Source organism: Pseudarthrobacter enclensis (assembly GCF_030811655.1).
In the GTDB taxonomy this organism is placed as follows: Bacteria; Actinomycetota; Actinomycetes; order Actinomycetales; family Micrococcaceae; genus Arthrobacter; species Arthrobacter enclensis_A.
Genome location: NZ_JAUSRE010000013.1, coordinates 26,944 through 40,196 on the forward strand (window position 1 = coordinate 26,944; position 13,253 = coordinate 40,196).

Sequence of the window (13,253 nt, forward strand, 5' to 3'; positions counted from 1 at the left end):
TGTTCTCTACTGTCGAACACCCTGCGCCCCGAGCCAGTATCGGGGAGGACCCAAAGGGCGCCTATTTCGCTGGTCTGTACGACGGTGGCTTCATAAGGAGAATTTCCGAATTCGGCTACGGTTACACGGTCCCCGGCTTGGAAGTGCAACCAGTTCTGTCCAACGGTGTCCTGGTGGGCCAAGGTTCATCATCCCTTCTTGTTTGCTCGGGCTACCTCGTTAGTCACGCCTTTGGTGCGTGGCCTTTGTGCTGTTCGCAAAGCATGCCAGTGTAGTGCCAGGCGTATTCCGAATAGGCTGCCCAAAACTTCTGAGTGAGGGCCAGCATGTGGTTCAGGGCCAAGGCGCTCGGCGATCGTTGGACGACAGGGTCTGCCTGCAGGGTTTGCATGATTTAGCCCGCTCCTGTGTTGTCGACGTCGCGGAAGAACGGCTCGTGCTTTCCGGTCCTGATTTGAATGGTCTTGATTTCGGTGAACTCGTCAAAGCCAGCCTGGCCCATTTCCCTGCCATATCCGCTGTTCTTGACGCCTCCGCCGGGCAGCTGGGGTGCCCCGTCGATCGTCGTGTTGATCCATACCGTGCCGCTGCGCAGGGCGCGTCCTACGGACAGGGCCGTGTCGATGTTCTTGGACCAGATCGTGTTGGCCAGTCCGAATTCCACGGCGTTTGCCAGGGAAATGGCTTCGTCGGTGCTGTGGAACCGGGTCACGGTGAGTACGGGTCCGAAGATCTCTTCGAGGAAGGCAGGATTCGCCGGGTCCACTTGGTCGAGAATCGTGGGGGCGACGAAGTAGCCCTGCCGCAGGTCTGCCGTGTCGAGCTGCTTTCCGCCTGTGATCACCTTTGCTCCTCGTTCCTGGGCCAGGGTGATGTAGTCCAGAACGGTCTTCAGGTGATCGGCATGGATCAAAGCTCCAATGTCGGAGTCTTCGTCCAGGGGCTGCCCTACGGCGAGCCGCTGGGCGCGCTCGACGAGAGCGGCCAGGAAGGTGTCCGCGATCTCCTCGTGGACGAGCAAGCGGGCTCCTGAGACGCAGCACTCGCCCTGGTTGAAGAAGACGCCGAACAGGACGCCTTCGACGGCTTCTTCGATGTTTGCATCTGGGAAGACGATTGTTGCTGCTTTGCCGCCCAGTTCCATGGAGAGCCGCTTGCTGTTTGTTCCGGAGGCCTCGATAATCCGCCGGCCAACATCTGTACTGCCGGTGAAGGACAGTACGTCTACGAATTCGGACTCAGCCAGCTGCTGGCCCACCACAGAACCACGCCCGGTTACTACATTGAAGACGCCTGCGGGAACGCCGGCCTCTGTGGCTAGCTTGGCTATTTCCAGGGTTGTTCCCGAGGTGACCTCTGCTGGCTTGGCAACGGCTGTGCAGCCCGCCGCCAGGGCAAAGGGGAGTTTTTGCATCAGCAGCAGCAGCGGAAAATTCCAGGGCGTGATCATTCCGACGACACCGGCCGGCTCGCGTGTCACAAGTCCGGTGAAGCCGGGGCCCAGGTTGGTGTGGACGTCGCCGTGCATGGTCAGTGCCAGGGCCGCAGCGTATTCGGTCAAGCCGATGCTGCCCTGGACGTCTCCTCGTGCAAGGCGAAGGGGTTTGCCTGTTTCCTCTGCCTCGATGCGGGCAAGTTTTTCGAAGTCGCGGTGCATCAATGATGCCAGACGGTTCAGGACGCGGGAACGGTCCTGTCCGGACAGGTGGGGCCAGGTGCCCTCGTCGAAGGCGTCCCGGGCTGCCTTGATGGCTTCTTTGGTCTCTTCGGTTGTACCCGACGAGTAGCGGGCGACGACCTGGCCGGTTGCCGGGGAGTTCCGGTCCACTGTCTTTTCTCCCTGGGCGCGTTCACTTCCCCCAATGTAGTGGCCGTAGGTGCGGAGCGCAGTTTCCGTGGGTGGTGTTTGGACGTTCAGCTCGACGTTCACGTCAATCTCCTATCGATGATGGTGCGTGGCCTAGCAGGTGTTTTTGTTCTTGGCCGAGGCTTAGTCGGAGCCTGCGGGTATTGGGGCATCCGGCCTAAGCAGCCCGTCCTGGCGTAGGTCTTGCCAGAGTTGCTCGGGGATGCGAAGTTCCAGGAATGCGGCGCTGTTTTGTTGTTGCTCTGGAGTGCGCGAGCCTAGACAGATGCTTGTTACGGCAGGGTGGGAAGCGGCGAATTGAAGGGCGGCCGCGGGAAGCGGGACGTCGTGCCGTTGGCAGATGGCCTCGATACGCCCGGCGCGGTCCATGACGTCCTCGGGGGCCGGACCGTAGTTGAATTTTGCCCCTTCCCTCGGTCCGGTGGCGAGTATGCCACTGTTGTACACACCGCCGAGCACGACACCGATGCCTCTGCTTTCGCAGGTGGGCAGCAAATCGTCGAGGGGTTCCTGCTCCAGGAGCGTGTAACGGCCGGCGAGCAGCACGCAGTCTGAATCCGTTTCCTTGACTGCGGCAAGACAAACGTCAGCCTCGTTCACGCCAAAGCCAATGGCCGTGACGACTCCCTCGTCCCGGAGTTTGACCAGGGCGGGAAAGCCTTCATCGACTGCCTGGCGGAACATCTGCGGTTGTTTGCTGCCATGGGTGTAGCGATCGACGTCGTGCATGTAAACGATGTCGAGATGGTCGGTGAGCAGCCTTTTTAGGCTGTCCTCGACCGAGCGCATGATGCCGTCGTACGAGTAATCAAAGGCGGCGGCAAAGGGTGCAGAATCCTTCCATAGGCCCGAGTCGATGGTCGCCGGGTCCGCAGGTGTCAGGACTCTGCCGGCTTTTGTCGACAGGACGTAATCTGCTCTGGTGCGTCCTTGCAGGGCACGGCCCAGCCGCAGTTCACTAAGCCCGTGGCCATACAGCGGCGCGGTGTCAAAAGTCCTCAGTCCCAAGTCCCATGCCTGGTCAACGAGCTCCACGGCTGCGGCATCGCTGATGGGCCGCATGAAATTTCCGATGAGGGTGGCGCCGAAGGACATCGTGCTCAGGTCTAGGGGTGTTCGCCCCAGGGGACGTTTGTGCTGTGCCCGCATCTCGGGTCTCCTATGCCCTCTGGCCTACGACTGCCGCGCCTTCGGTGGCGGCAGTGCTGGAATAGCGGGGCTGGACGGGCTTGCCCAGGCGGGCTGACTCGTAGATCGCGGCAATGATCTCCAGCGACTTGAGTGCCTCTTCGCCGGTGACAGCAGGCTCGCTGTCATTGAGGACTGCGGATACGAAGTCGGCGACCTGCAGCCGGTGAAAAGGCATGAGTTCGGCGTTGATCTGAGCGATCGGGATATTGGTGCCGAGGCCCTTGTCGAAAAGGTCAACGTGGTCCGCCTCGCCCGGGATGGCCCAGAGATCACAAACGCCCTCCGCTCCTTCGGGGAATTCGCTGACACTGGCGGATGCCCCACGGGAGCCAATAACGTGAACGCGGGCTCCGAGGCTGGGGTCGGCCCCGGTGGTCGCGGTGACCGTGGCGACGGCGCCGGAGGCGAAACTGAGGGTGGCCACGGCGACGTCTTCGACTTCAATTTCATCTTTGAACACCAGGGTGCGGATCTGTGCACTTGCCTCGATAACGTCACCCATGTACCACTGAAGCAGGTCGATGTAGTGGATGCCCTGCGTCATCAGGACTCCGCCGCCGTCCGTTTCCCACGTCCCACGCCACGCCGCCGAGCCGTAGTATGCCGAATCCCGGTGGAGCAGGATCGAGCAGCTTCCGAGAATCGGCTGGCCGATCCGCCCGTCGTCAATGGCGTCCCGGAGCTTCTGGGCTGCAGGCCAGAAACGCCGCTGGAACAGCACGCCCAGCTTCACCCCGGCTTCCTTGGCCGCCGCCGTCATTCGCCGGGCAGAATCTGACGAGATCGCGATGGGCTTCTCACAAAGAATGTGCACGCCCCTTTGCGCTGCTTCGACCACGACCTGTTCGTGGGTGGGGTGGGGGGTGCAGACGCTGATGATGTCGATATCCAGATCCAGAAGACCTGCGACGCTGCCGGCCGCGTGCGGGATATTCCGCTCTGCGGCGAACTGTTCGGCCCGGCCAAGGTCAACGTCGCAGACTCCAACGACTTCGACATCGCTCACCGAGTTGTATGCCTGGAAATGGTTGTCCGCGATGTTGCCGCAGCCGGCGATACCGATACGTAGCTTCTTGCTCATGTGGTTTACTCCTTCAGGCTTTGACGCCTGGTTGTGATGGGTTGCCTGCAGATCGGTCGGCCGTTGCAGATAGGGTTCCGTTGTTCGGCTGCTTTTGAAGCAGCGACAGATTCCTCCTGGCTAAGCCACTGCCGTCCCGCGTCTGCGGTCTACGGTGGCCGCAATGGCAAGAATTACGATGAGGCCGTACAGGATGGGCTGATACGCCGAGTCGACGCCAACGAGGTCAAGTCCGACCCTCAGGAGGGCGATGACGAGGGAGCCGAGCAGGATCCTGCCGATTCCTCCAACGCCGCCTGAGATGGAAACCCCTCCAACGATGACGGCAGCAATGCTGGGCAGCAGCAGCGAATCCGAGGTGGTTGCTCCGGCCGATTGAAGTTGGGCCACTTGGAAGACGGCGGTGAGGCCGGAGAAGGCGCCTGACAGTGCAAAGATCAGGACAACAACCCGGGTGGTGCGAATGCCGCTGAAGGCTGCTGCCCGCTCGTTGAAGCCGACGGCACGAATGCGCCGGCCCAGGGGAAATACCTTCATGACCGCCATCAGCACTCCCGTGAGCAGCAGGACAATGAGGAATGAAATCGGGACCCCGTACAGACGGAAGGAGATCCATTCGACATTGCCGTATCCGCTGGTGACGAGGATGGAGTCCGCGCCGGAGAGCCACAGCGCGAGTCCGGCGAAGACACCGAGGAACCCCAGTGTCACGATGAACGACGGGAGCTGGGTGCCGACATGGATGATGCCAATGATGAGGCCAAGAAGCGTTGACACGATCAGGACTGCCGGGACGGCCCCCGCACCCATAGTGTCCAGCATTTTGGCCAGCAGGACGCCCGCGAGGCTTGCAAGGCCGGCGTTGGCCAGAGTGATGCGTCCGGTCAGAACGATAAGTCCCTGCGCGATAGCCAGCAGTACCAGCGGCGCGGATTGCTCCAGGAGGGACATGAGGCTGGGGAACCTCAGAAAGGAGCTGTCGTATGCGCTGACGATAATGACCAGGACGATGAGCACCAGCACCGGAGCCAAGCCCAGATGATGCAGTTGCTTCAGCTTGCTGGTCGCCGGCGCGGAGGATGTTGCCTGTGGCGTCGTGCCAGTGGCCATGGAATGCTGTCCAGTCATGGTTAGACCATCTTTTCGAGAACATCGGTACGGTGGGGCCGGTTTCCTGGCGTACTCGCCATCTCGCCGGTGATGCGGCCGTCTTTCATCGTCAGAACACGGTGGCTCATCGATATTCCCTCTTCAAGAGTGTCTGCGATGAGCAGGACGGCGAGCCCCTTGGCCGCCAGGTCCCTTATCAGTGCATAGACGTCGGCTTTTGCCCCTACGTCGAGGCCGCGGGTGGGGGTGTCCAGTATCAGGAGCTTGAGCTCTGGATCCAAAAGCCATTTGGCCAGGACCACCTTTTGCTGGTTGCCACCTGACAAGTTCCGGATGGGAGTTTCAGCAGAGGGTGTCTTGACGCGCAGGGTCTCGATCCAGCTCTTGATGGTCTTCTTTTCGAGAGCCGGATTGAGGAACGGGCCGCTGCTGACACGGTCGGGGTGGGCCAGGGTCAGATTTTCCCCGACGCTCATCGCCAGCACCGCACCATCCACCTTGCGTTCGGAAGGTATGTAGCCCACGCCTTTGCTGACCGCGTCTGCTGGGGTTCGGGGCTCCAGCGGTTTGCCATCGAGGCGGACCGTACCTCCGGTAGTGGGGATGGCGCCGAAAATGGCCCTGCCGATGTCTTCGCGGCCACTTTCCTGTACACCCATCAGACTGACGACCTCACCTTGCGCGATGGTGAACGACACGTTATGGAAGGACCTGCCGGAGAGGTTGATGACCTCCAGACGTACCTCCGGCCGGGCCTCGAGCTGCCGGGATTCGTGGTAGTACCCGGCGTGGTGTTCACGTCCAACCATCATCGAGAACATTTCGTCCATGGTCACCTCGCTAGGGACGCACTCCCCTACAACTTCTCCATCGCGCATCACGTAAACCCGGTCGCAGATTTCCAGGACTTCCTCCAGGCGGTGTGAGACAAACACGACGCTGGCGCGTTTGCGCAGTTCCCGGACGATCCGGAAAAGCGTCTGGATTTCCTCATGTTCAAGCACGGATGTGGGCTCGTCGAGGAGGATGACCGGGTCATGGCTGCCGCGCTGACCGGAGGCCAACGCTTTTGCGACCTCGACCATTTGCCGCTTTGCGAACGACAGCTGATGGGTGGGTGCCTCGGCTTTCAAGCCTCCTCCCACGATGTCGAGGTATTCCTGTGCACGTTCATTGAGCTTGGACCAGTGGTAGATCCCGTGTTGGACGGTTTCGCCTTCATTGCCGAGCAGAACGTTTTCCCCGACGGTGATGTTTTCCAGCAGGGATTGCTCCTGGAAGACCATGGCGATACCGCGCCGGTTGGCTTCGGTGACGCCGCGCAGGACCACTTCTGAGTTTTGTGCCAGCATCGTTCCACTGTCGGGACGCTGTATGCCGGTGAGGATCTTCAGCAGGGTGGATTTGCCGGCGCCGTTTTCTCCGATCAGCCCGACAACTTCGTGCTGCCTGACCTCCAGCGATACGTCTTTGAGTGCCCGGACGCCGGGAAATGATTTGGATACCTGGCGCAGTTCCAGGGCGGGAGCGCTGTTCACTTGACGACTCGCAATCTCTGTCGGGACCGCCATAGGGCGACGGTGGCAGCGACGAGGACCACAACGCCCTGGACTGCCTGCTGGATGTAGGAGCTGACTCCGCCAAGGACCATGGCGTTGGCGATGGCAACGATGACGATGACACCGACGACGGAGTGTGCGACACCTCCGCGGCCACCGGTCAGGAGGGTTCCGCCGATGACGATTCCAGCGATTGTCGTGAAGAGGAGGCTGCCGCCGATGCCGACATCGCCGACTCCGGTCCTGGTTGTGGCCATCACGGCGGCAAGACCGGCGGCGGCGCCGGCGACAACGAAGGACAGCGTCCTGTACTTCCTGACGGGGATGCCGGAGAGCAAAGCGGTTTCTTCGCTGCCACCGATGACGTAGGCGTAGCGCCCGAACCGGGTCCTTGTCTGGACGAACCAGCCGATGGCAACGACCAGGACGGCCAGCCAGACGACGCCGGCCACGCCGGCCACTGATCCGTTGGCGAGGTCGCGGACTCCGTTATCAAGGACACGGGGAGGTTTACCGCCGAAGAGAAGCAGGCCGATCCCGAGCCCGATCTGCCAGGTGCCGATCGTGACGATAAAGGACGGTACCCGGAGGATCGAGACGGAAAGCCCGGCGAGGAGCCCCAGAGCCGCGCCCACGGCGCAACCGGCGGGGATGACCCATAGTCCCAGGCTCAGAGTGTTGCGGTCATTGGCCAGCAGAAGCGCGCTGCTGAGGGACGCCGCAGCCATGACTCCAGCTACGGACAGGTCAATCCCGCCCATCAAGATGACGAATGTCAGCCCGACGGCAACGACGACCGGGACTGCGCTTTGTTCCGCCAAGGCCCGGATGTTGTTGCCGGACAGAAATGACGGGTTCACAAACAACATCACCAGCACGATCATGAGAAGTACGATCAGCGCGGCAAACGGCACCTTGTCTGAATACGCAGCCATCCAGCCCGCGGGGCTTTTCTTCGTTTGCTTCGGGGCCGGTTGTGTCGGCCGTTCAGTGGAAAGCTTTCCGCTCATTTGATCGGGTCACCCGTCTGGGCCCAGATGTTGGACATGTCGAACTTCGAGATATCGGCAGGATCAGGGACGCTGGACGTGGTCGAGGGGGTGATCGCGGGGAGCGGCTTGAGGTAGAAGGACCGGTGCCCCGCTGGTTCCTTGGCGGGATCAAATTCACCGGTCGCCGCGGCCAGGCCGATAGCCAGGCCATACGCGGCCTGCGCGGCAGCGGTGGACTGCGTCGTGGCGACATAGCCGCTCTGCGGATTCTCCACGTTCTTGACCGCCTCTGCCAGGCCGTCAATACCGCTGACCTTGATGGTGCCCTGCTTGCCGGCATTCTTCACGGCCTCGAGTGCGCCCAGCGCCATGGAATCGTTGGCTGTCCACACACCGCCGATCTTGTCCCCGTACTTGGTCAGGAAGGTTTGCGTCACGTTCTGTCCCTTGGTCCGGTCCCACTCTGCGGTCTGATCTTCGAGCAGCGTGATGCCGGGGAATTCCTTCAAAGCCTTCTGAAGGCCAGCGAACCGTTCCTTGGCGGGAGGGTTATCCAGAATGCCCTGAAGTGCGACGATGGATCCCTTGCCGCCCATGCTGTCAAAGAGCGCCTTGGCTGTGTCGTAACCCTGCGGCACGCCGTTCACGGACATGTGGGCCACCCAGTGCGCGGAGCTGGTCTCGGGGCTGATGCCGTCGGGCTTGTTCCACTGCGTGACGAGCCATGCGCCGGCCTTTTCGGCCTCCTTGACCACTGACGGGACCAGGGAGGACTCGTTGGCGTCAAGGTTGATCACGACACAGTTGCCTCCCTTGGCAAGAATCGACTTGATCTGGCCGAGCTGCTTGGAGGAGTCACCGTCGCTGGCAATCCACTGGTACTTCGATTCCAGGCCCTTGGAAGCGGCGAACTTGCGGGCTGCTGCGTCGATGGAAACGTAGTACTCGTTTTCGAGGCCGCGGCCAGACTGGACGAGGGTGACGTCCTCAGGCTTGCAACTGCCGGTGGTCTTCTGCGCCTCAGGGCTGCCGGACGTGACCGCTCCGCCGCAGGCGCTGAGGGCGAGCATGGCCGTGATGGCACCGGTGGCACCGGCGACGCGAGAGAATCGGAAAATCTTCATTGGTTGTTCCTTCTCTGAAAAGGGGCCGTTCGAAATAAAAGGTGGACGCATACTGCTTGAGCGGACGGCCTTGGCCGCTGCAGGTCCGAAAGGTTGTTCAACTTCTCTTGACTGTCAGTAAGCGCTTACTGTCCGTTCACCCGGTGTCAGGCTGAAGTTGTAACTTATCGGGTTCGATTCAAAGTAAGCGCTTACTAATTCAAGCACACGTGATTTGGCTTACACAATAGGCTTTCCTGTCTAGCGCTCAGGGGGTGCTGCCGAGGAGTCCCTGATGAGCACTTCTGCCTTTACCAGGGGCACTTCCGGGAGTGCGTGACCGTTTAGCCTCGCTTTGAGAATCTTCCAGGCCTGCTCGCCGAGCACTGCGCGGGGGGTGACGGCCGTGGTGAGCGCGGGTTGCGTGAACTTCGCGAACACAATGTCATCGAATCCGGTCACGGACATTTTCTTTGGAACGTCCACCCCGAGCTCCCTGAGCCGGGCGAGTACGCCGCTTGCCACCAGATCATTGAACGCGATTATTGCAGTGGGGCGTTCGACCAGGGCCGCATCGGTGGCGGCATATCCTCCCTGGATGGTCGGCTCTGCTGTGATTGCAGTTGCTTCGAGGCCCATCATGCGGGCCTGCTGGATTGCACGCCAGCGCTCCTGGTTCTGCCAGGAACTGGCCGGCCCGGCAAGATAGACCGCTTTGCTGTGGCCCAGCGACGTGAGGTGATGACAGATCTCCAGCATCGCGGAGAAGTTGTCCACCCCCACATGCGGCAGGTCCACTCCATATTCGACCCGGTTGATCAAAACAACGGGGCTGTTATGGGCTGCAAGGGATTTCAGCGCTGTGACATCCATTCGGGAGGATTGGACGATCAAGCCGCCGGCTTGGGACAGCAGATCCTCGCACATGCTCAGTTCCGTCGCAGGATCGCCCCCCGAATCTGCGATGAGCATCCGGTAACCATCTTTTGCCGCCGCAGTTTGAGCGGATTGAATGATGTCATAGAAATAGGGGTTTGCCAGGTCGGGAACGACAACGCCGATGCTGCGGTGATGGCCAGACGCCAGGTCCCTTGCAGCACCGAAGGGTCGGTACCCAAGCGTAGCGGCGACGCGTTTGACCTCAGCAGCCATTGTTGCGTTCACAGACCCGATGCCGGCAAGAACGCGGGAAACTGTGGCCGTGGAGACGCCAGCTTCCCTGGCTACCTGGTCAATAGTGACGCGGTGTCCGTTCTGGTTCAGACTCTCGCTGCTTTCCCTTTTTCGACTGCTACGGGAAGGCGCACGCCTCACCGTCGCACCCGGAGGCCTGATAGCCTCCGCGCCTACTTCGCCGCTGTGGGCTGCCGACACGAGTACCAACTCCTAGTTCGAGGCCCGAATCATGTCGACAGCCTTTTCTGCGATCATAACCGTGGGCGCCTGGGTATTAGAACTGACGATCCGGGGCATGATAGACGAGTCCACCACCCTCAGACCCTCGACTCCGTGGACTTTCAGCTCGGGCGAGACGACAGAGTTGTCGCTGGTTCCCATAGCGCAGGTGCCCACAGGGTGATACGAGGTCCGCCCATGGGACCGGACGAACCGCACGTACTCATCCTTTGTATTGACCTTTTCCCCACCAGCGAGGTGTTCGGCCTTGATGTGCGGCGCCATGGAGGGCTGGTCCATGATTGCCCGGCTCTGGCGGACACCTTCAATGGCCATCTCTACGTCGTAGTCGTCAGCAAGGAAGTTCGGGTCGATCAAGGGGGAAGCGTTTGGGTCAGAGGATGCAATCTTGACGCTGCCGCGGCTGCGGGGCCGGACGAAGTAGGAGTTCAGCGTCGCCCCGAAGCCTGGGCGGACTGATGCGATTCCCGCTTCAACGCCGGCCGCGGGAAGGAAGTGGAACTGCAGATCCGGGGTCTTTTCGCTCTTATTTCCGTAGCTGAAACCGCCGGCTTCGACGATGGTTGAGGCCAGGGGCCCGGATTTGAACGCCAGGTACTGCAGTCCGGCGATCGCGGTTGCGGTCCTGATCCGGTTCAGCCTGTCCATGCTGCCATAGAGGTTCAGCTCGTAGATGATGTCCAGGTCAGTGTGATCCTGCAGGTTCTTTCCGACGCCGGGCAGCGCGTGCACTGTGTCGACGCCGGCTGCCTTGAGGTCTTCAGGATCTCCAATGCCCGACAGTTGCAGGAGCTTCGGGGAACCAAAGGCTCCTGATGAGACGATGACTTCGCGGCTGGCGGTGTACGTCCGCGTCGTGCCGTTCTCGATGACTTCTACCCCGGTGGCGCGAAGACCCGTCATGACGATCCGCTTTGCCGTGATGGACGTGCGGATTTCCAGGTTCTTCCGCTTCCTCGCCGGACGGAGGTACGCCGTGGCCGCGCTGCACCGTTGCGAGTTCCTGGTGGTGGTCTGGTAGAAGCCGATGCCGTACTGGTCCGCCCCATTAAAGTCTCCGTTGTAGGGCAAGCCAAATTCCTGCCCGGCCCGCACGAAGGCCTTCGAGAGCTCGTGCGGATGCGCCAGGTCAGAAACGCCCAGCGGTCCTTCAGTTCCGTGGAAAGGGGCGGACAGGCGCGCGTTCGATTCAGAGCGGATAAAGTACTGGCGTACTTCCTCTGCTGACCATCCGGCACAGTCGTAGTCCTTCGCCCAGCCGTCATAATCGTTCGGGACGCCGCGGGTAAAGACCTGGGCGTTGATGGATCCGCCGCCGCCCAGCACCTTGCCCTGCGCGAGCGGGATTTCGCGGTTGTTGCAGTGCTTCTGCGGGACACTGACGTAGCCCCACTGGTATGGACCGGCGGTCAGCTTGGCGAAGCCGGCAGGTACCTGGATAAATGGATGACGGTCCGAGCGGCCTGCCTCCAGCAGTAGCACTCTTACGCTCGGGTCTTCGCTGAGGCGGCCGGCGAGGACCGAGCCGGCGGTGCCGCCTCCAGCGATCACATAGTCAAAGTTTTCTTCATGTGCCACGGAATCTCCCTTGATTGGACGGGCGAGGGGTTTGAGTATCGCTAGTAAGCGCTTACTCAATGGTCTGTGGTGCGCGTCTCATTGTCAAGACGCGATTTATTGCCTCTTACTCGCAACGCTGAGTAAGCGCTCTCTCACCTTTGCTACAACTGCCCGGAGCTGTGTCGCTGCGTGGCAGGGGGCTGTGAGCCTCTGGTGCTTTCGGCGTACCGGAGATCCTCCGCGAGGATCCTGCCCGTGGTTTCCAGAAGCGATGAGGCGTTCTCAAGGCACCGCTGAAGGTTGGGTTCAAGATCACGGAGGCTGTACGCCCGTGAGATCCCGGCTGCCTGAAGTTCGGGTGAAGTCAGACTTGTGCTGCCGCAGACGGCGATGACGGGGACCCCTCGGGCCATGGCTGCCTTGGCGGTGCCGACGGCGGCCTTGCCGCCCAGGCTTTGGTGGTCCAGGCGGCCCTCGCCGCTGATGAGGAGGTCAGCTCCCTCCAGACGGTGCTCAAAGTTGGTCAACTGATGGACCAACTCCACGCCGGATTCGCGCCGTGCGCCCAGGGCCGCCATCAGCCCGTACCCCACTCCCCCGGCTGATCCGGCTCCGGGGGCGGCTGTGGCATCGCGGGAGCGGGGTCCGATTTCCGTCTCCAGCATCTGGGCGAAGTGGGCGAGGCCGCCTTCCAGCTTTTTGATGTCGTGCTCGTTGGCCCCCTTTTGGGGGCCGAAAACGGCAGCTGCACCGTGGAGTCCCAGCAATGGGTGATCAACGTCGCTGGCCAGGACGAAGCGTGCCGATTGCGCCCGATGGTCCAGACCGTCCAGGTTGACGCTGGCGATCTCCCGAAGTGCCCCGCCGCCCATTGCTACAGGAGAACCGTCAGCGTCCAGGAACTCTGCGCCGAGCGCGGCGAGCAGGCCTGCTCCCCCATCGGTGCTCGCGCTTCCGCCGGCGCCGATAATTATCTCGGTGCAGCCGCGGTTCAATGCGGCTTGGACCAGTTGTCCGGTCCCAAAGCTGGTTGCTCCGAGCGGATCCAGGGTCATACCAGGGAGTAAAGCCAAACCTGAGGCCTGGGCCAGTTCGATCACGGCTTTGTGGCCGCGGGTTGCGTATGCGGCTCTCACGGGTTGCCCGGTCGGGCCGGAAACCGTTTCGAGGTGTCTGGTAAAGCCGGCAGTTATGGCTGCATCCAGGGTTCCCTCCCCGCCGTCTGCGATCGGGATTTCCTCAATGACGGCCTCCGGTGAGACTGCCTTGATGCCGCGGCTAAGGCTGTGAGCAGCCTCCGTGGCGGACAAGGATCCCTTGAATTTGTCTGTTGCTATCACTATTCGCATGTTTTTTCCTTCGCGCCGTGCAGCG

Annotated in this window: 10 protein-coding genes; all 10 read right to left on the reverse strand. The window is 61.5% G+C overall.

The window, feature by feature from the left end; translation table 11 throughout:
- Nucleotides 1-394: 394 nt before the first annotated feature.
- The 10 genes from J2X98_RS13190 to J2X98_RS13235 all read right to left on the reverse strand — a co-directional run bounded on the left by J2X98_RS13190 (nt 395) and on the right by J2X98_RS13235 (nt 13,228).
- Entirely contained in the window at nt 395-1,930 is a 1,536-nt protein-coding gene (locus J2X98_RS13190) for an aldehyde dehydrogenase family protein (protein WP_307308862.1), read from the reverse strand.
- A gap of 60 nt (nt 1,931-1,990) precedes the next feature.
- The gene (locus J2X98_RS13195) at nt 1,991-3,016 is read right to left on the reverse strand and encodes an aldo/keto reductase (protein ID WP_307308865.1); all 1,026 of its coding nucleotides are present in this window, start codon (nt 3,014-3,016) and stop codon (nt 1,991-1,993) included.
- 10 nt (nt 3,017-3,026) lie between these two features.
- On the reverse strand, nt 3,027-4,139 hold the full coding sequence (locus J2X98_RS13200; protein ID WP_307308867.1) for a Gfo/Idh/MocA family protein: 1,113 nt from the start codon (nt 4,137-4,139) through the stop codon (nt 3,027-3,029).
- Nucleotides 4,140-4,259: 120 nt separating this feature from the next.
- Entirely contained in the window at nt 4,260-5,267 is a 1,008-nt protein-coding gene (locus J2X98_RS13205; protein ID WP_307308870.1) for an ABC transporter permease, read from the reverse strand.
- Between the two features lie 2 nt (nt 5,268-5,269).
- Entirely contained in the window at nt 5,270-6,820 is a 1,551-nt protein-coding gene (locus J2X98_RS13210) for a sugar ABC transporter ATP-binding protein (RefSeq protein WP_307308872.1), read from the reverse strand.
- Nucleotides 6,784-7,743, reverse strand: coding sequence for an ABC transporter permease (locus J2X98_RS13215; RefSeq protein WP_307308875.1), 960 nt, complete (start codon nt 7,741-7,743; stop codon nt 6,784-6,786). The genes J2X98_RS13210 and J2X98_RS13215 overlap by 37 nt, the downstream gene beginning before the upstream one ends.
- Before the next feature lie 71 nt (nt 7,744-7,814).
- Nucleotides 7,815-8,924, reverse strand: a complete 1,110-nt coding sequence (locus J2X98_RS13220) for a sugar ABC transporter substrate-binding protein (protein ID WP_307308877.1) — start codon at nt 8,922-8,924, stop codon at nt 7,815-7,817.
- A 240-nt stretch (nt 8,925-9,164) separates the two neighbouring features.
- Nucleotides 9,165-10,277, reverse strand: coding sequence for a LacI family DNA-binding transcriptional regulator (locus tag J2X98_RS13225; protein WP_307308879.1), 1,113 nt, complete (start codon nt 10,275-10,277; stop codon nt 9,165-9,167).
- A gap of 12 nt (nt 10,278-10,289) precedes the next feature.
- Nucleotides 10,290-11,897 carry a GMC family oxidoreductase gene (locus J2X98_RS13230; RefSeq protein ID WP_307308882.1) on the reverse strand — a complete coding sequence of 536 codons (1,608 nt, stop codon included), beginning with the start codon at nt 11,895-11,897 and terminating at the stop codon, nt 10,290-10,292.
- 143 nt (nt 11,898-12,040) lie between these two features.
- Nucleotides 12,041-13,228 (reverse strand): glycerate kinase, encoded by a 1,188-nt coding sequence (locus J2X98_RS13235; protein WP_307308885.1) that lies wholly within the window; start codon nt 13,226-13,228, stop codon nt 12,041-12,043.
- Between the last annotated feature and the right edge of the window lie 25 nt (nt 13,229-13,253).